Below are 15,967 nucleotides of genomic sequence, written 5' to 3'. Positions count from 1 at the left end.
CACCCTAGGCGAGGGACGCTGCCACGCAGCGCGCCTCGACCAGCATCGCCGCCACCTCGTGAGGGCCCGGGGCGAGCCGCAGCCCCACGAGCCAGGTGAGGGGCTCCCCGACCGCCCACGGGCGGCGGCGGTGCAGCAGGGGGACGCCGATCCCGCCCGCCCGCCGCCAGGACGACGTGGACGCCGACTCGGCGTCGTCCCAGCCGCCGACGCCGACGACGACGCTGGCGAGCCCCCCGGCACCGACGACGACGACGGCGGTCCCGCTCGTGCGGCGGGTGTGGACCCCGGTCGCGGCCGACCCCCCGGCCAGCACCCCGGCGCACGCCTCCCCTCCCTCGCGCAGGACCGCCGTCCGCAGCTCCCACCCCCCGTCGAGGACCCGCGAGGACAGCTCCACGACGCCGCAGGGGCTGCGCGACGTCGAGGCGAGGACGGCGACGGACCCGGCCGGCACCGGGACCGGACGGGGCTGGCGGCGCTCGTGCCAGGTGCCGTCGGCGTCGCGCAGCAGCAGCTGGTCGACGGCACGCAGGGGCAGCCCGTGCCCGGGCGGGGGCGGTGCCGTGCGGCTGGAGAAGGACAGTGCGTCGTAGGCGGGGTCGGCGCCCCGCTCGACCCCGGCGGACGGCAGCTCGTGGTCGAGGCCGTGGTTGAGGACCCGGGTGACCGCGTCGGGCGTCGTGGTGACGGCGAGGCCCGGCACGGGCAGCACCCGCACGCAGGGCGCTGCTGGTGCGGGCGGCGCCCCCACCGGCGTCGTCCACTCAGGGTGGTCGGGGGGCAGGAGCAGCCCGAGGAAGCCCTTGGCCGCCCAGTACGGCGACGCCGAGCCGCTGTAGGACTGCACCTCGACCGGCTCGTCGCAGCGCCACCCGAGCGGCAGCAGGCCTCGCCGGTCGGGCGCCCCGCCCTCCCGGAAGCGCTGCACGGCAGCGGAGCACATCTCCCGGGTCTCCCCCGGCGCCAGCGGCGTGGCGTCGAGGAGGACCCCGAGCCAGAACGGCACGAGCAGCGCGTGGCGGTAGGTCAGCGACCGGCCGAGCGCGACCGGCCGGCCGTCGGGGGCCACGAGGTGTCGCACCTGCTCCAGGTGCAGCCGCAGCCGCTCGCGGTGGACCGCGAGCTCCTGGCGGCCCTGCTCGCCGCCCTCCAGGAGCGCCGCGAGCACGAGGTAGAGGTGGAAGCCCCAGCCGCCGTAGTAGTCGAAGTTCCGCTCGCCGCCGTCGGAGTACCAGCCGTCGCCGCGGTACATCGCCTCGACGGCGTCCAGCCGCCCGGCCGCCCGGCTGACGGCGGGAGAACGACCCACGGCGGCGAGGAAGCGCTCGACGACGACGCCGAAGAGCAGCCAGTTGTTCGCCAGCGTCTCGGCCCGCACGGCCCCCTCCAGCCACCGTGCGGCGACGTCCTGCTCCGCCTCCCCCAGCCGGTCCCACACGTGCGGGCGGCTGTGGTGCAGCGCCATCGCGAGCAGGGCCGCCTCGACGACGGGCTGGCTGCGGTCGGTGACCTCGGGCCAGGAGGTCGGCCCGCCGCGCGTGGTGCCCGCGACGAGGCCGCGACGCAACCGCGCGGCGAGCACCTCGCGCCGGTCCTCGTCCGCGTGCACGAGCCGGTAGGCGGCCAGCAGCCCGGAGCGGGCGAAGCCCTCCAGGCCGTTGGCGGCCCGCCGCCGGAGGCCCTCGGGCGTCCGCAGCCGCGCCTGCAGCGCCGACTGCGCCCGCCGTCCGGTGCGCGTCAGCCCCGGCGAGCCGAGCTGGGGCCCGAGCGGTCCCGGCGGCAGGACGAGCGCCCCCGAGGCGTCGGTGCGCGGCACCAGCGCCTCCAGGAGCTCGTCGGCGAGGGCCTCCCAGCGCCCGCGGACGTCGACCCGGGACGACGTCACGAGGGCCGCTGCCGCCCCTGGCGCCGCAGCGCCCGCTGGCGGCGGTCGGCGGCGACCTTGGCCGCCACCTCCACGGCACGGGTCCGGCCGAGCCGCCGGCTCCGGGTGATCATCTGCGTCCCGGGGGCCGGGTGGAGGAGGTCGCGGACGGCGGCCCGCGCCGAGTAGGGCTCCAGCGGGCGCCACTCCAGCAGGGCCGTGCCCTCCTTGACCATCCGCCGGTAGTAGGAGCGCACGCCCGCGTCGCGCCGGTGCCCCGCGTCGACGAGCAGCCGCGGGTCGACGACGAGGTACCCGCCGTCCTGGACGACCCGCCAGCTCCACTCCCGGTCCTCGGAGGAGGGCAGGTCGGCCCGGAAGGGCTCCCGCCGCCACGCCGCCGCCGACCAGGTGCCGCCGTGGCCGGAGTAGCCCCAGAAGCGGTCCTGCACCAGGTCGTCGTAGCTGACCCGACGGGGTCCCTCCAGCGGCTGGCCCTGCCAGTCCCGGACCTCCCCGAAGGCGCCCTGCGCACCGTCGGCCACGTGCCCGGCGGCCACCCGCGCGTACCAGGGCCCGGGCAGCACGCAGTGGCTGGACAGGCCGATGTGCACCGGGGCGGAGGCGGCCTCGGCGCCCACGTTGAGCGCGTGCCCGAAGGTGAACTCCTGCGGCGAGAGACGCACCACCTGGTCGGCCTCGCGGGCGGCCAGCTCGAGCGTCCCGTCCGTCGACCCGGAGTCGACGACGACGACCTCGACGGGCACGTCCTGCGCCCGCAGGGAGGCGAAGGTCGCCGCGACCGTGGCCATTGAGTTGAAGGTGCGCACGACGGCGCTGGCCACCGGGGCGCTCACGCGGCCTCCGACGTCGTCGGACCCGTCGTCGGCCCTGTGGCAGGGGCGGCCGGCGTGAGCGCCGACGCCTCGGCGACGGCCCGCCGGACCCCGAGCCGGGTGGCGACCCGGGCGGCCTCGACGAGGGAGTGCAGCAGCCGGTCCTCCCGCCGGCGCAGCACGGCGTAGACGGTGCGCATCCCGGCGAGGGCGGCCATCCGCGCGACGGCGGGCCAGGTGGGCACCACCGGCTGCTGGGCGCCGGCCGCCGCCCACGCCCGTCGCAGGTGGGTGTTGCTGCGCCCGTAGCGGTAGTGCTGCTCCAGCAGGTCGCGGCAGCTGTCTCGCGGGAGCCAGTCCAGCAGCACCTCGGGGACGGCCTCCAGGCGCCACCCGAGGTCCTGCGCGCGCCAGCAGAGGTCGGCGTCGGCGCCGCTGCGGGTCGCCGCGAAGCCGCCCGTCGCCTCGAGCACCTCGCGGCGGACCGCCAGGCTGCACGTCGCCAGGTAGGGGCGGAACCAGGCGCGCCCGACGTAGTCCCCCAGCGCGAAGGGCTGCTCCAGCGCGGCGACGCGCGAGGCCAGAGACCGGCCGGCGACGACGTGCACGTCGCAGCCCGCGAGCCCGACGCCCTCCCGGGCCAGCAGCGCCGCCAGCTCGCCCGCCCACCGGGGTCGCGGCCGGCTGCGGGCGTCGAGGAAGAGGACGACGTCCCCGGTGGCGGCCCGCCAGCCCAGGTTGCGGGCGGCGTACGGCCCGACCCCTCCGCTGCGGACGACGCGGTAGCGCGACGGGTCCTCCGGGATCGTGGCGCTCGGGCCGTCGTCGACGAGGACGACCTCGTCCACCGGCACCGACTGCGCCTCTAGGCTCGCGAGCGCACCCTCGAGCAGCTCCCCGAGGTCACGCACGGGGATGACGGCGGAGACCGTCATGTCCCTCCTCCCTCGGGCGTCGGCGGCACGGGCACGTCCGCGACGCGCCCGTCGAGGACGGCGTCGTCGCCTTCGACCCTACTCAGACCCGGAGGAACCGTGCCGTCACCGGACGAAGGACCCGTACCTGGCACGGGCGCCTTCTGCTACGTCGTCCTGTGCCACGACGACGCCCCGGCCGCCCTGCGTCTCGCCCGCGCCGTCCGGCGCTCCAGCAACGGCTCTCGCGTCCTCCTGCGGCACGACCGCCCCGCGGGGTACCTGAGCGCCGAGGACGCCCGCGCCGCCGGCGCCGAGCTCCTGCGCAGCGACGTCCGCGTGCGCTGGGGCGGCTGGTCGCTCGTGGAGGCCATGCTCGAGGCGGCGCGGCACGCCGTCGACGTCCTGGGGGCCGAGCACGTCGTCCTCGTCTCCGGCCACGACCACCCCGTGCGCGACCTCGCGGCCTGGGAGGCCGACGTGCGCACCTCCGGCGCCGACGCCCTCCTCGACGTGGACGACGACCCCGACCCGGCGCGGCACCGCTACCGGTGGCGCACGTGGTCGGCGCCGACGGGCACGCCGTCGCCGGCCCGGCGCGTCTCGAGGGTGCTGTGGCAGCGCGGTCCGGCGCGGTGGCAGCGCCTCGTGCTGGCCTACCCCACCTCCCGGGCCGGCGTGTGGGCCGTCGGCGTGCGCGCCCGGCGCGACCCGGTGGAGGCGCTGGGCCTGCCCTACGTCAAGGCGTCGCAGTGGATGGTGCTGAGCCGGGCGGCGGTCGAGGTGGTCACCGGGGCCGGCGCAGCCCGCGCGCGGCGGGTCTTCGCGCGGTGCCGCATCCCCGACGAGTCCTACGTGCAGAGCGTCGTCAGCGGCGACCCGCAGCTGCGCGTGCTCGAAGGACCGACGACCTTCACCGTCTTCCCGCCCGGGTCGGCCAGCCCTCGGCCCCTGGTCGCCGACGACGTCCCTGCCGCCCTGGCCTCCGGCGCCGCCTTCGCCCGCAAGGTCGACGGCTCGCCCGCGAGTGAGGCGGTCGTGCGGGCGCTCGACGCTGCCTCGCAGGCACCGCCCCCTGCGGGCTGAGGGGCTCAGCCCGCCGGCTCGCCCCAGTCCTGCGGGAGCGCCTCGAGCTGGTCCCACGGGAAGCCCTCGAGCACCGCGTAGGCGGGCGTGCCGTCGAGCACCTCGCGCCACGGGTCCGGCGCTCCCGGACCGACGACGGTCTCCTCGCCCAGGTCGGCGCTGACGCTCACGGCGCCCGAGGTGTCCGTCACGACGACCCCGTAGGTCTGCGCCGCCCGGGCGACGGCCTCGGCGACCGGGTGCAGCCCGAGCGCGTCGACGTCGACGTCGACGGGCAGTCGGAAGCGCTGCCCCATGGGGATGGCGTCGCCGCTCGTGTCCGTGCCGTCGCTTCGCTGGGCCGGCCAGCTCAGCCGCGGGGGCGCTGCGACGTCGGGGACGGCCAGGGAGAGCGCGTGGCCGACCTCACCGGTGCTCGCCTCCTCGAGCGTGAGCGCGCCGCCCGAGACGGCCAGGCCGCTCGCACTGGCACCGGCGGCGCCGTCGAAGGCACCGAGGCTGGTGCTGACGTCGTCGATGCGTCCGCCCCAGCAGGCGGACCACCCCTCGGCGTCCCGGCGGGCACGCCAGAGCTCCCACAGCTGGTCGGTGCTCGGTGCGTACACGGTCAGCTGGTTGTCCCGACCAGGGGACGGGACGGCGTCGGAGGGGATGGGGACGTCGGCGAAGTGCGCCATGCCGTCGTAGAGCCCCTCGGGGACATCACCTCTGCCCTGGCAGTCGTCGAAGCGGACGTCGTGCCGGACGACCCACCACGGGGCCGTCCACGTCGACGTGCCGTACCGGACGACGTTGAAGGCGGCGACGCCACCCCACCTCTCCTCGACCTGGGCCACCAGGTTGTCGACGAGCTCCTCGCTGTCCGCGGCGGTCTTCGCAGCACGGACGTCCTGCACCCACAGGCTCTCGGTGGCCCCGTCCCGGGTCAGCGGGTTGGTGTGCTGGGGCGGGACCGCCGTCACCAGCACCGCGGCGCCCCGCCCGTCGCCGCACCCCAGGACGAGGCAGAGAGCCGCCGCGACGGCGGTCGCCCCTGCCGACCTCACGCGGCGGCACCCCCAAGACCTGGCGCCTCGCCCGGGGGCAGGCCGAGCGCTCCTGAGCCGTGCAGCAGCCCCAGCAGCCGTCGTGCGTTGGGCAGCGGCTGGAACTCCTCGACGACCCGCTCTCGCCCGGCCCGACCCAGCTTGTGCCGCAGAGGCTCCTCGGTGAGCGAGGCGATCGCCTCGGCGAGGAGGTCGGCCCGGCCCGGCGTGACCAGCCGGCCGGTGACGCCGTCCTCGACCAGCTCGGGGATGCCCGCGATGCGGGTGCTCACGACCGGCAGCTCGCTGGACATGGCCTCCATCAGCACGACGGGGACCCCCTCGGCGAAGCTGGGCAGGCAGAAGACGTCGGCCCAGGCGTGCAGCGCCGGCATGTCGTCCTGGCCCACCGGGCCCAGCAGCTCCACGCGGCCCGCGAGCGGGCCGCGGGCGACGGCGGTGGACAGGGACCCCGCGAGAGGGCCGGCGCCGGCGACGCGGCACTGCACGTCGACCCCTTGGGCGACGAGGCGCCCGAGGGCGTCGAGCAGCACGCCCGGGCCCTTCTCCGGCACCAGCCGGCCGACGAAGAGAACCCGGAGCGGTCCGGGCGCCCGGGCGGCGCGCTCGTCCGCCCGGCCGGGGTAGGCGTCGACGTCCACGCCCATCCGCACGAGACCCAGCCGCGGCCACACCTCCTGCTCGCTGTGCCGCATCAGCTGGCTGCGGCAGAAGTCGCTGATGCAGGCGACCGCCGACGCGGAGGCGACCTTCGCCGGGAGGTCGTGGCCGACGACGTCCTCCAGCTCGGTCGGCCCGTGCATGCCGAGCGACCACGACCACGCGCGTCCGGGGTCGGTGGCCCGCCCCAGGTCGACCGCTGCCCGGGCGACGTCGGCGCCGCTGTTGGCCAGGTGCACGTGCACGTGCGTCAGGTCTGCCGCCCGCATGCTCTCCAGGAGCACCCCCGCCTCGGCGAGGTAGAAGAGCTGCCACAGCCGCCCTCGCAGCGTCGCCGGTCCGCGGGACACGCTGCGCCGCACCGACGCCAGCCACCCGAGCGGTGACCGCCGCGCCGCCGCCAGCTGGGCGCGGACGTAGTGCCCGGCGGGAGCGCCGACCAGCGCCGTCGTCCGCGACCTCTCGGCGCGGGCGTGCTCGGAACGCACCTCGTGGGCCTCGGGCGGGCGCACCGTGAAGGTGACGACGCGGCAGCCGAGCTCGCGCAGGGCCGTGACCTCCCGCTCCACGAAGGTGTGCGAGAGGGCGGGGTACCGGCTCACGAGCAGCGCCAGGGCCGGGACGGCGCCGTCGCGCACCGTCGGCGCGGAGCTCAAGCGGCGCGCGCCGGGCCGTCGCTGCGCCAGGCGGAGCGCGCGAAGAGGCCTGCGGCGTAGGGCAGGTCGTCGACGAGGTAGCGGCGGGCCAGACGTCGCGGCTCCATCGCGAGGCGGTGGACCCACTCCAGCCCGCTCGCCTGCAGGGCCTGGGGTGCCCGCGGGACGCGCCCGGCGAGGAAGGCGAGCGCCCCGCCGCAGCCGATGAACCAGGCCCGCGGGAGGGTCGAGCGCAGCAGCCCGATGAGGCGCTCCTGCTTGGGGAAGCCGAGACCGACGAGGACGACGTCGGGCTGGGAGCGACGCAGCTCCTCGACGATGCGTTGCAGCTCCGCCTCGTCCCGCTCGAAGCCGTGCGGCGGGCAGTGCCAGCCCGCCACCTGCAGGTCCTCGTGGTCGTCCGTCAGCGCCGAGGCCGCCGCCTGCGCGACTCCTTCCTCGCCCCCGAGCAGGTACACCGAGCGGCCGTCCGTCGCGGCGGCCCGCGCGAGGGAGACGGCGAGGGAGGCACCGGTCACCCGCTCGGGCAGCGGACGGCCCTGCAGCCTCGACGCCCAGACGATCGGCATGCCGTCCGCGACGACGACGTCGGCCGCCGCGTGGATGGCTGACAGCTCGGGTCGCCGCAGCTGGCGCAGGATGTCGACGTTGGGCGTCAGGAGCATGCCTCCCTGGCCCTGCGCCAGGCGGTCGAGCACGTGCTCGACGACCTCCACCTCGGTGACGGCGTCGAAGGCGACGCCGTCGACCTCGATGCGTGGTCTGCGCTCCACGCCCCGCGGTCGAGGGAGGGCGCTGGTCGTGGTGGTCGGCGTCGTTGCCGGCTCCTCTGGTCTGGTGGCCGACGTGGTGGACATAGGCCCCAGTAGAGGTGATATCGACGCGTAACCCAATTGGGTGACGCCTTGTTCACCCAATGTTCACAATTGGTGACGCTGCGTCACATCGTCGGGCGGGTCGTCTCGTCCCGGTGCCACGTCTCGGGCACGTGCCGTGACCGCACCCGGGCCCACAGCACCACCGCGACGTACACCGCACTCGACGGCGCCGTGCGAGGGTCGCGCAGGACGCCGCGGGCGAGTGCCCGCACGGTCGCCCCGGTGGAGGCCGCGTGGGCGGGCTCGCCGCCCGCTGCCAGCTCGGCGTTGCCCTGGGCCGTCCGGGTGCGGACCGCGACGAGCGCCCGCAGCGTCCGTGGCGTCTCGACGTCGAAGACGTGGTCGACCACGACGACGCGCTCGTGGGGTGCGAAGGTGCGCTGCACGAAGAGGTCGTCGCTCGTGACCGCCGGGAAGGCGCCGAAACGGGCCCGCCCGGAGCGGCTCAGCCCGTACAGCCCGAGCCCCACGAGGCCGTCGCGGACGTACGGCGTGCGCTCGTAGGCGGCGAAGAAGGCACGCACCACCCAGGGGCGCCCGGTCGTGAGGAACCGCACGCGTGGCGCGGCGGCCCGCGGCGCAGCACCGCGCAGCACGTCCGCGACCGCCTCCAGCGCCGGGGCGCTCACGACGACGTCGGCGTCGAGGTAGACCCGGGGGTAGACGCTGGCGGCGGCGTCCCCGGCGTCCAGGGCCGCCCGCTTCGAGCCGCCGGCCAGCTCGACGACGCGCACGCCCGGGCGCTCGCGGGCCACCTCGGCGGTCCGGTCGGTGCACCCGTTGGGGACGACGACGACCTCGACCCGCTCCCCCAGCCCCGGCAAGAAGGCGTCCAGGCACCGTCCGACGACGCCCTCCTCCTGGTGGGCGGGGATGACGACCGAGAGGGACGGGCCTGCGCCGTCCAGCTCCTCGCTGCTCATGCCGGCTTCCGCCCGAGGAGGCGGGCGGGGACGCCGACAGCCCTGTCCCCGGACGGCACGTCGGCCAGCACGACCGCGTTGGCCCCGACCGACGCCCCCGAGCCCACACGGACGTCGCCGAGGACGGCCGCCCCGCACCCGAGGTAGACGCCGTCCTCCACGACGGGCGCCGCCGAGCCGCCCCGCACCCCGAGGGTGACGCGGTGGTAGAGGACGACGTCTCGACCGAGTCGCGAGGACGGGTGGAGGACGACTCCACGCCCCGAGTGCGGCAGTCGCAGTCCCGGACCAGCGGACGTGGACCGCGGCAGCTCGGCTCCGGCGTAGGTACGGACGACGACGACGTCCAGAAGGGTGTGGAGGCGACGGAGGGCGAAGGCGAGGAGGCCGGGACGACCGTGGGCGACCTGCCCGAGCCGCCAGACGAGCAGGACAGCACGGTCGGCGAGGAAAGGGTTGACGGCGAGGTCGGCCCGGACGAGCTCGCTCAGCTCGTCGCGAAGCCCGGTCCGGGGAGGCTCACCCCCGCCAGACGGAGACGGCGTCGGCATGGCTCGGATACTAGGGACCAGACGAGCCCCACCCACCCGTCTCGGGGCACGGACCACGTCGGCCACCCCCCTGATCTGGTTGCGCGCCGTCACGGGCCTCGACGCTCGGCTACGGTCGTGGTGGCTCGAGGGAGTGCCCGACGACCGCGGGACCCGCGCCGAGGGTCCTCGACGCGCACCACCCGACACCGAGGAGATCCTCACGTGCCCTCACCCCTGAGCTATCTCTGGCGGCTCCGCTTCGGCCGCTGGTGGTCCGTCGCGGCGATCGACGACGAGGGCTACACGGTGCTCGTGCCGGTCCCCGGCGACCTGCCGGTCTTCACCGACCTGGCGCTCGCCGTGTGCCGCCAGCAGAGCGGGCGGCACCGTCGTCGCACGCTCGTCGTGCCGGACCGCCGCTCCCCGGCGGTGGCCGCCGCGGTCGCCCGCGAGCGGCCGACCTGGCCAGGAGGCAGCCTCGAGCTTCTCGACCTCCCCCCGGTCGACCAGCTGGTCCTCCCTCGGCTGGGCGACCCCGGTCGCAACCACGGGGCCCAGCTCGTCGCGGGCGCCAGCGCCGCGAGCACCCGACGGGTCGTCCTGCACGACGCGGACCTCTTCATGCTCGACCCGGACCTGCACGACCGCATGCACGAGGCTGCCGAGGCCTCCGACCTCGACGTGCTCGGGCTGAGCCCCGCCTGGGACCCGTGGTACTCCGCGCGGGGCCGGGAGCTGGCCGCCACGTGGGAGCAGACCGCCCGGACCGCCTGGTTGCGCGCCTACCCCCCGCACCGGCACCTCGGCCACGAGGCCTCCGTCGGTGGCGAGCGCCACGTCGTCGACACGACCTTCTGGGCGCAGTGGCACACCGACCCTGGACGCGTCGGCGTCGACCCCCGGAGCGCCGAGGACGTCGTCCACTTCAACTACGTCATCAGCACCTACCGCCGCTTCCAGCGGAGCGAGGGCTCCTTCCACGACGGCAGCTTCCGCCTCCTGCTCGTCCGGCTCTTCCAGGACCTCTTCGGGCGGGGCGAGGCCCCCCCGGGCCTGCCTCCGCTCGACCGGCTCGCCGCCGGGCTGGACGGCTCCTCCGAGGTCACCTACGAGCCCGGCGACGCCAGCACCTACCGTGCCTTCCGCCAGCAGATCTCCCGCATCCTCGCCGCCCCGTGGGTGGAGCGAGAGAGGTCGAGCGAGGCCGAGGCGCTGCTGGCACCCTTCGACGACCGGTTCGCGGCGAGCCAGCATCTCGAGGTGGACCGATGAGCGACGCCCCTGCCGGCACGGTGGCCGACGTCACCGTGGTCATGCCCGCGATGGACCGTGAGCACCTCATCGCCCGCTCGCTGCGCAGCGCGCAGGACCAGACCTGCCCTCCCGCCCGGGTCGTCGTGGTCGACGACGCCTCCACCGACGGCACCGCACGGGTGGCCAAGACCTGCGGGGCCGACGTGCTCACCATGCCCGAGCGCTCGGGCAGCGGACCGGCGCGCAACGCGGGGATCGCCCAGGCCACCACGCGCTGGGTCGCGTTCCTCGACAGCGACGACGAGTGGCTGCCGGACCACCTGGAGCGCCTCGTCGAGGGAGCGGCGCAAGAGCCAGGGGCCGTGATGGTGACGGCCCCGGCCAGGGCGACCAGCGGGCGCTGGATGGGCAACCCCTCGCGGCGGGTCCGGCACCTCAGGCCCCAGGACATGCTCGTGCCCAGCGACCTCGTCGTCACCAGCGGGACGATGGTGACGTCTGAGGCGCTCGCCGCCGCGGGCGGCTTCCGGCCGCTGCGTCGGGCCCAGGACCTCGACCTGTGGCTCCGGGTGCTCGAGGTCGGTCCGGGCGTCGCCCTCACCGAGCCCGGCGTCCGCTACCACGAGCACGCGGAGCAGGCGTCGGTCGACAAGGACCTCATGCGGGAGCACTTCACGACGATCTTGGCGTCGGTGGACGAGCGTCCCTGGATGACGCCGGCGCTGCGCCAGGGCGCGTGGAGCCGGGTCGTCTGGGACGACCTCCGCCTGGCCCAGGCGGAGCGCCGCTGGCGCGACGCGCTCGGGAGTGCCGGTTGGTTCGCCCGTCGCCCCGCCGCCGTAGGTGCCCTCGTTCGAGTGCTCCGGCGGCGGCGGCAGGCTCGGCGGCGAGCGCTGCAGGTCAGGGACGGCACTGAGCCGTGACGCCGTCCTTGCCGTAGTCGTGCGGCAGCACCTGGATGCTCTGCCAGGGGAAGTTCTTCATCACCGCACTCTGAGGGCCGTTGAGAAGAGCCGGCCACGGGTCCCTGCCCGTCACGGCCCATGTGCCTCTGCCGCTCTCGGTCTGGATGCTGACCGCTCCCGACTTGTCCGTGACGATGAAGCCGTACTTCTGCGCCGACCTCGCGACCATCTTGGCGATCGGGTGCAGCCTGAGAGAGTCCACGTCGATCGACGGGTCGAGACGCAGACGGGTCCCCTCCGGGATCGCCGCGGGCGAGGTGTCGCCGCCGTCGCTGCGCTGTGCGGGCCAGCTGTACGTCTTCCAGTGCGCCGGCGAGGGGATGGCCAGGGACAGGGCGTGGTCGATGTAGCCACGCTGCACCTCCTCCACGCGGATCGAGCCGGCCGCGACGGCCAGGCCGCTGGCGCTGGCGCCGGTCCCGTCGGGGAAGAAGCCGTGGCTCGTCGACACGTCGTCCAGACGCCCTCCCCAGCAGGCGGACCAGCCGTCAGCGGTCTTCTTCGCCCGCCAGAACTCCCACAGCTGGTCGGTGCTCGGTGAGTAGATGGTCAGCTGCGCGTCGCGGGCAGCGGCGGGGATCGCGTCGTCCGGCATGGGCACGGAGAGGAAATGACCTCCCCGGGAGGGGGTGAAGAGCTGCGGAGGGATGAAGTCCTTGCCCTGGCAGTTGTCGAAGGCGACGTCGATCCGAGGCTGGTCTGCGGGCACCGTGTAGACGCTGGTGTTGTACTGGTAGGCGTTGAAGGCGGCCTGCCCGTAGTACTTCTTCACCTGGGCGAACAGGTGCGCGGACTTCGCCGCGGAGTCCGGCGCCAACGGAGCCCGGCTGACGTCCTGGCGCCACACGCTGGTCGGGCCGAAGATCCCGCCCGGAGGACTGGTGGGGAGGACCGACGAGGTGGCGGCCACGGTGGGCGTCGCCGCTGTGCCGGTCAGCGCGGCCGTCGTCGGGCCCGCGCCGCTGCCCGACGCGCCAGCCGGAGCCGCGGCGAGGAGAGCGGTACCGCTGACGGCGACGGCGAGGACGAGGCGGCGGGCGCGCAGGCGGCGCGGATGCTCGCGGCGGGGGGGCTTGATCGTGGCGCGCACGGGATGTCCTTCGACGGAGGTCTCGCCCGGTGTGCCCGGGGCTGGTCGACGTCCGCCGACGAGGGCTGCATCGACGGAGGCCGGAGCCCGCTGTCGGACGCGCAGGCCGCTCCGGCGCAGGGACACTCGGCTGCCACGGCCCAGCCACCCGTCCGGGCGAGGCCGTTCCCCCGACAGGACGACGACGTTCAACCACCTCGGCCGCGCCGACGCCGGCTGAGCCCCTCGTCAGACGACGGGCAGCTCCTCGGACTCGCCTCGTCGTCGGACGAGCCGCGCTGGGTTGCCCGCGACCACCGACCAGGGCGGCACGTCGTGGGCGACGACGCTGCCGGCGCCCACGATGCTCCCCCGGCCGATGCGGCGACCGGGCAGCACCACGCAGCCGGCCCCGACGAAGACGTCGTCCTCGATGACGATGGGACGGTCGGCGGCGAAGCCCTGGGTGTTCATGGGGCGTGAGGTGTCGTCGACCCGGTGGCTGCTCGCGAGCAGGACGCAGCGCGGCCCCATCATGACGTCCTTGCCGATGTGGACGGGGCCGATGACCAGGGAGTCCATGCCCAGGTCGGAGCGGTCACCCAGGCGGATGCCCCGACCGGACCCGAACCAGGCGCCGTGCTCGACGTTGACGTCGGTGCCGCACTCGTCGAGCATCCAGCGCGCGAGCCACCCGCGCAGCCGGCGGCTGACGACTCCGCCGGGACGCGGGGACCACGGCAGGTGACGGGCGCACCCGAGGTACCCGGCCGCACCGAGCATCCGGGCGGCCTCGCCCCTCACGCCTCGACCTCGGCCGCCCGGGGAGCCCGACGACGCACGAGCGCGGGGGCGAGCACGACGCCGGCGAGCAGGAAGACCAGGTAGTTCGGCAACGGGTACGGCACAGGGCTCAGCATGATGGTCACGGCCCAGGTAGCGGCCCCTCCTGTCAGGACCAGTCGCCACCCGTCCAGGTCCTCGTCCTCGGGCCCACGGGTGCGGACCCGGCCGACGGTGGCGCGCCCGGGCCCGAGGGCCACGGCCACCAGCCAGAGGACCGCACCGGGCAGTCCGAGCTCGGCGGCACGTCCGAGGGGGACGTTGTGCACCTCGAGACGGACGTTGGTGACGGGGTAGGTGTCTGCCTGCCGGACGTACTCCTCGCTCTCCTCGATGAATCGACCCCAGCCGACCCCGGTCAGGGGGTGGCGCTCGACGACCCGCAGCGCGGCCTCGTTGACGTTGCGCCGGTCGTCCAGCGACCGCGTCGTGCCAGCCCGCTCGGTGACCGCCGCCTGCAGGGCGGGGACCGCGACGAGCACGGCGAGCACGAGCGCGGCCGCACCCGCGAGCAGCACGGGGAGGAGGCGCCGCAGCCGCCGCTGCTGCAGGCACGCGACGACGACCCCGATGACCGCACCCAGCCAGATCGACCGCGTCAGCGTCAGCAGCACGCCGACGGCGGCCAGCGCCGCGGTGGCGGCGGCGACGGCGCGCCACGCCCCCCGACGCCGCACCGCGAGGAGGACCGCGGCGAAGCCGCACACGACGAGCGTGAGCCCGAGGGCCTCGCTGGCCAGGAAGGGTCCGCGGGAGCGTCCCTGGTTGATGCCGAGAGAGAGGTCGACGACGAAGGAGGGGACGACGAGGGCCGGAGCCACCTGCTCCAGGACGGCCGTCACCCCGAGGTAGAGACCGAGGAGGGTCAGCGTCTGCAGCAGGAGGTCGCGGCGCTCCGGGGTGCAGAAGACGACCGGGGCCACGGTCAGCAGCAGGAAGGGCACGACGAGTCGGTCCGCGAGCGAGAAGAGCCCGGCCGTGGTGAGCAACGTGCCGCTCACCAGGGCCGACCAGGCCGCGAGTGCGACGACAGCCGCCATGGCCACGTGCACGCCTCGGACGCCAAGGGGGGTGCGGCGCCACGCCCACGGGTCGAGCGCGAGCAGGACCAGGGCGGCGGCGAGGGTCAGGCGGTCAGGGCTGAGCGGTAGCCCCAAGGCGTCCGAGCCGGTGCCTGACAGCACGTTGAGGGGCAGCGTCGCCAGGAGCAGCCACAGGTAGAGCGGTCGATCAGGGCCCCACTCCCCCGTGCCGCCCGAACGCGCGCCGCGTCCGCCGAGGGCTCGCGACCTCCTCACGAGGACGAGGGGGCGCGACCTCCCGACGCCCGCCAGCCCGCCATCTCGCTCTCCCGCCCTGGAGACCGTTGCCCCGACGTCTCCGCCCGGTCGGCGGGGTCGGTAGGGCGAGGACCAGCACGGTCGTCGGCCCCCGTCTCTACGTCGGCCTCCGCCTCTACGTCGGCCCCCGTCTCTACGTCGGCCTCCGCCTCTGCGTCGGACGACGTGCCCGTCCGACGTCGTTCGAGCAGGACGGCGGCGAGCAGCGCCGCGAGCCCACCGCCGACGAGACCCAGCAGCCCGTACCTCTGCAGGGAGGACGTCTCGGTGTCGTAGGACGGGGCGGAGTCGGCGACGACGACGAGCTGGTAGTCGAGGTCCTGACCCGTGACCGCCTGCTCGTACTGGGCCTGGAGGGCTGCCGCGCGGGTCTGGAGCACCGACAGCTCGGACTCGAGGGTGACCAGCTGGCTCCGCACCTCCTGCGCGGGCGCCCCCGCGTCCTCGGCCGCCTCGACCTGACGGACCGCCTCGTCACGGGCGCTGGTCGCCGCGGCGACCTCCTGCGAGAGCGCGGTGTAGGCGGCCAGGAAGGCGTCCGCGTCACTCGAGCTGTTGACCTCCGCCACCTCGGCGACGAGGTAGTCGGTCAGTGCTGACGCCCCGCGCACCGCCGCGTCGGGGTCGGACGTCGTCACCTCCAGCCGGATGACGTTGGAGTCAGGGATGGGGGACGCCGAGACCGCGCTCCCCTCGGCGTCACCGAGGGCGGGCCCCAGCGCGTCGAGCGCCGCCGCGTTGTCGACGTAGCGCGCCATGCTGGCCGCCATCTGCTGGGAGGCGAAGACGTACCCGGGGATCGAGAGGGCGCCGAGGTCGTTGCTGCCCACGGCGACCCGCGACTCGGCGGTGTACGCCGCGGGCGCGACCGTCCCCGCGACCGCTCCGGCCGCGGTCCCGGCTGCCACCAGGACGACGCCGAGGAGCCAGTGCCGCCTCAAGGCCACCACCGGCGTCACGGCTGGCTCTCGGCCAGCACCGGACGCCTGCGCCGGTGATGAGTCCGCCCTCGACGTGCTCACGTCGCCCCTTCCGTCGCCCGCCGTGGGCGAGCCTGCGCTGCCCGCCCGAGATGCCCCGCCCAGGATGTCCTGCCT

15 protein-coding genes are annotated in these 15,967 nt (G+C 75.5%); 3 read left to right on the top strand and 12 right to left on the bottom strand.

Annotation, left to right across the window (positions count from 1 at the left end; all coding sequences use genetic code 11):
• Nucleotides 1–4 precede the first annotated feature (4 nt).
• Genes WDV86_RS06815 through WDV86_RS06805 form a run of 3 tightly spaced genes read right to left on the bottom strand, consistent with a single transcriptional unit; the run spans nucleotide 5 to nucleotide 3,638 of the window.
• Entirely contained in the window at nucleotides 5–1,888 is a 1,884-nt protein-coding gene (locus WDV86_RS06815; RefSeq protein ID WP_339566853.1) for a DUF2264 domain-containing protein, read from the bottom strand.
• Entirely contained in the window at nucleotides 1,885–2,724 is an 840-nt protein-coding gene (locus WDV86_RS06810) for a glycosyltransferase (RefSeq protein ID WP_339566852.1), read from the bottom strand. Before WDV86_RS06810 ends, WDV86_RS06815 begins: the two co-directional genes overlap by 4 nt.
• On the bottom strand, nucleotides 2,721–3,638 hold the full coding sequence (locus WDV86_RS06805) for a glycosyltransferase (protein WP_339566851.1): 918 nt from the start codon (nucleotides 3,636–3,638) through the stop codon (nucleotides 2,721–2,723). The genes WDV86_RS06810 and WDV86_RS06805 overlap by 4 nt, the downstream gene beginning before the upstream one ends.
• A 99-nt stretch (nucleotides 3,639–3,737) precedes the next feature.
• On the opposite strand from WDV86_RS06805, the gene WDV86_RS06800 reads away from it, so the two are divergent.
• A complete protein-coding gene (locus WDV86_RS06800; protein WP_339566850.1) occupies nucleotides 3,738–4,703 on the top strand; it encodes a beta-1,6-N-acetylglucosaminyltransferase in 966 nt (321 codons plus the stop codon).
• Between the two features lie 5 nt (nucleotides 4,704–4,708).
• Here WDV86_RS06800 and WDV86_RS06795 read toward each other — a convergent pair whose 3' ends face one another.
• The 5 genes from WDV86_RS06795 to WDV86_RS06775 all read right to left on the bottom strand — a co-directional run bounded on the left by WDV86_RS06795 (nucleotide 4,709) and on the right by WDV86_RS06775 (nucleotide 9,417).
• Entirely contained in the window at nucleotides 4,709–5,749 is a 1,041-nt protein-coding gene (locus tag WDV86_RS06795) for a hypothetical protein (RefSeq protein WP_339566849.1), read from the bottom strand.
• Nucleotides 5,746–7,065 (bottom strand): glycosyltransferase, encoded by a 1,320-nt coding sequence (locus tag WDV86_RS06790; protein WP_339566848.1) that lies wholly within the window; start codon nucleotides 7,063–7,065, stop codon nucleotides 5,746–5,748. The genes WDV86_RS06795 and WDV86_RS06790 overlap by 4 nt, the downstream gene beginning before the upstream one ends.
• Nucleotides 7,062–7,838 carry a WecB/TagA/CpsF family glycosyltransferase gene (locus tag WDV86_RS06785; RefSeq protein WP_339566847.1) on the bottom strand — a complete coding sequence of 259 codons (777 nt, stop codon included), beginning with the start codon at nucleotides 7,836–7,838 and terminating at the stop codon, nucleotides 7,062–7,064. The genes WDV86_RS06790 and WDV86_RS06785 overlap by 4 nt, the downstream gene beginning before the upstream one ends.
• A 167-nt stretch (nucleotides 7,839–8,005) precedes the next feature.
• Complete coding sequence (locus WDV86_RS06780) at nucleotides 8,006–8,866, bottom strand: glycosyltransferase family 2 protein (protein WP_339566846.1); 861 nt, start codon at nucleotides 8,864–8,866, stop codon at nucleotides 8,006–8,008.
• Complete coding sequence (locus WDV86_RS06775) at nucleotides 8,863–9,417, bottom strand: serine acetyltransferase (RefSeq protein WP_339566845.1); 555 nt, start codon at nucleotides 9,415–9,417, stop codon at nucleotides 8,863–8,865. Before WDV86_RS06775 ends, WDV86_RS06780 begins: the two co-directional genes overlap by 4 nt.
• 204 nt (nucleotides 9,418–9,621) lie before the next feature.
• Here WDV86_RS06775 and WDV86_RS06770 point away from each other — a divergent pair, with 204 nt between their 5' ends.
• Nucleotides 9,622–10,671: a hypothetical protein gene (locus tag WDV86_RS06770; RefSeq protein WP_339566844.1), complete on the top strand. Its 1,050-nt coding sequence runs from the start codon at nucleotides 9,622–9,624 to the stop codon at nucleotides 10,669–10,671.
• Nucleotides 10,668–11,576: a glycosyltransferase family 2 protein gene (locus WDV86_RS06765; RefSeq protein ID WP_339566843.1), complete on the top strand. Its 909-nt coding sequence runs from the start codon at nucleotides 10,668–10,670 to the stop codon at nucleotides 11,574–11,576. The genes WDV86_RS06770 and WDV86_RS06765 overlap by 4 nt, the downstream gene beginning before the upstream one ends.
• Here WDV86_RS06765 and WDV86_RS06760 read toward each other — a convergent pair.
• The 4 genes from WDV86_RS06760 to WDV86_RS06745 all read right to left on the bottom strand — a co-directional run bounded on the left by WDV86_RS06760 (nucleotide 11,554) and on the right by WDV86_RS06745 (nucleotide 15,778).
• On the bottom strand, nucleotides 11,554–12,708 hold the full coding sequence (locus WDV86_RS06760) for a hypothetical protein (RefSeq protein ID WP_339566842.1): 1,155 nt from the start codon (nucleotides 12,706–12,708) through the stop codon (nucleotides 11,554–11,556). The two genes, WDV86_RS06765 and WDV86_RS06760, sit on opposite strands and share 23 nt — an antisense overlap.
• A 228-nt stretch (nucleotides 12,709–12,936) precedes the next feature.
• Complete coding sequence (locus WDV86_RS06755; protein WP_339566841.1) at nucleotides 12,937–13,491, bottom strand: acyltransferase; 555 nt, start codon at nucleotides 13,489–13,491, stop codon at nucleotides 12,937–12,939.
• A complete protein-coding gene (locus WDV86_RS06750) occupies nucleotides 13,488–14,828 on the bottom strand; it encodes an O-antigen ligase family protein (protein WP_339566840.1) in 1,341 nt (446 codons plus the stop codon). Before WDV86_RS06750 ends, WDV86_RS06755 begins: the two co-directional genes overlap by 4 nt.
• Nucleotides 14,825–15,778 carry a hypothetical protein gene (locus WDV86_RS06745; RefSeq protein ID WP_339566839.1) on the bottom strand — a complete coding sequence of 318 codons (954 nt, stop codon included), beginning with the start codon at nucleotides 15,776–15,778 and terminating at the stop codon, nucleotides 14,825–14,827. The genes WDV86_RS06750 and WDV86_RS06745 overlap by 4 nt, the downstream gene beginning before the upstream one ends.
• Between the last annotated feature and the right edge of the window lie 189 nt (nucleotides 15,779–15,967).

It is taken from the genome of Pseudokineococcus sp. 1T1Z-3 (assembly GCF_037482365.1).
In the GTDB taxonomy this organism is placed as follows: domain Bacteria; phylum Actinomycetota; class Actinomycetes; order Actinomycetales; family Quadrisphaeraceae; genus Pseudokineococcus.
Note: the sequence above shows the minus strand (reverse complement) of the source record. Positions and strands in the feature narration are given on the sequence as shown.

Bases quoted from the DNA above. Each gene is read 5' to 3' on its own strand.
- WDV86_RS06805 (WP_339566851.1), bottom strand. From the start codon at position 3,638: ATGACGGTCTCCGCCGTCATCCCCGTGCGTGACCTCGGGGAGCTGCTC.
- WDV86_RS06780 (WP_339566846.1), bottom strand. From the start codon at position 8,866: ATGAGCAGCGAGGAGCTGGACGGCGCAGGCCCGTCCCTCTCGGTCGTC.
- WDV86_RS06775 (WP_339566845.1), bottom strand. From the start codon at position 9,417: ATGCCGACGCCGTCTCCGTCTGGCGGGGGTGAGCCTCCCCGGACCGGG.
- WDV86_RS06765 (WP_339566843.1), top strand. From the start codon at position 10,668: ATGAGCGACGCCCCTGCCGGCACGGTGGCCGACGTCACCGTGGTCATG.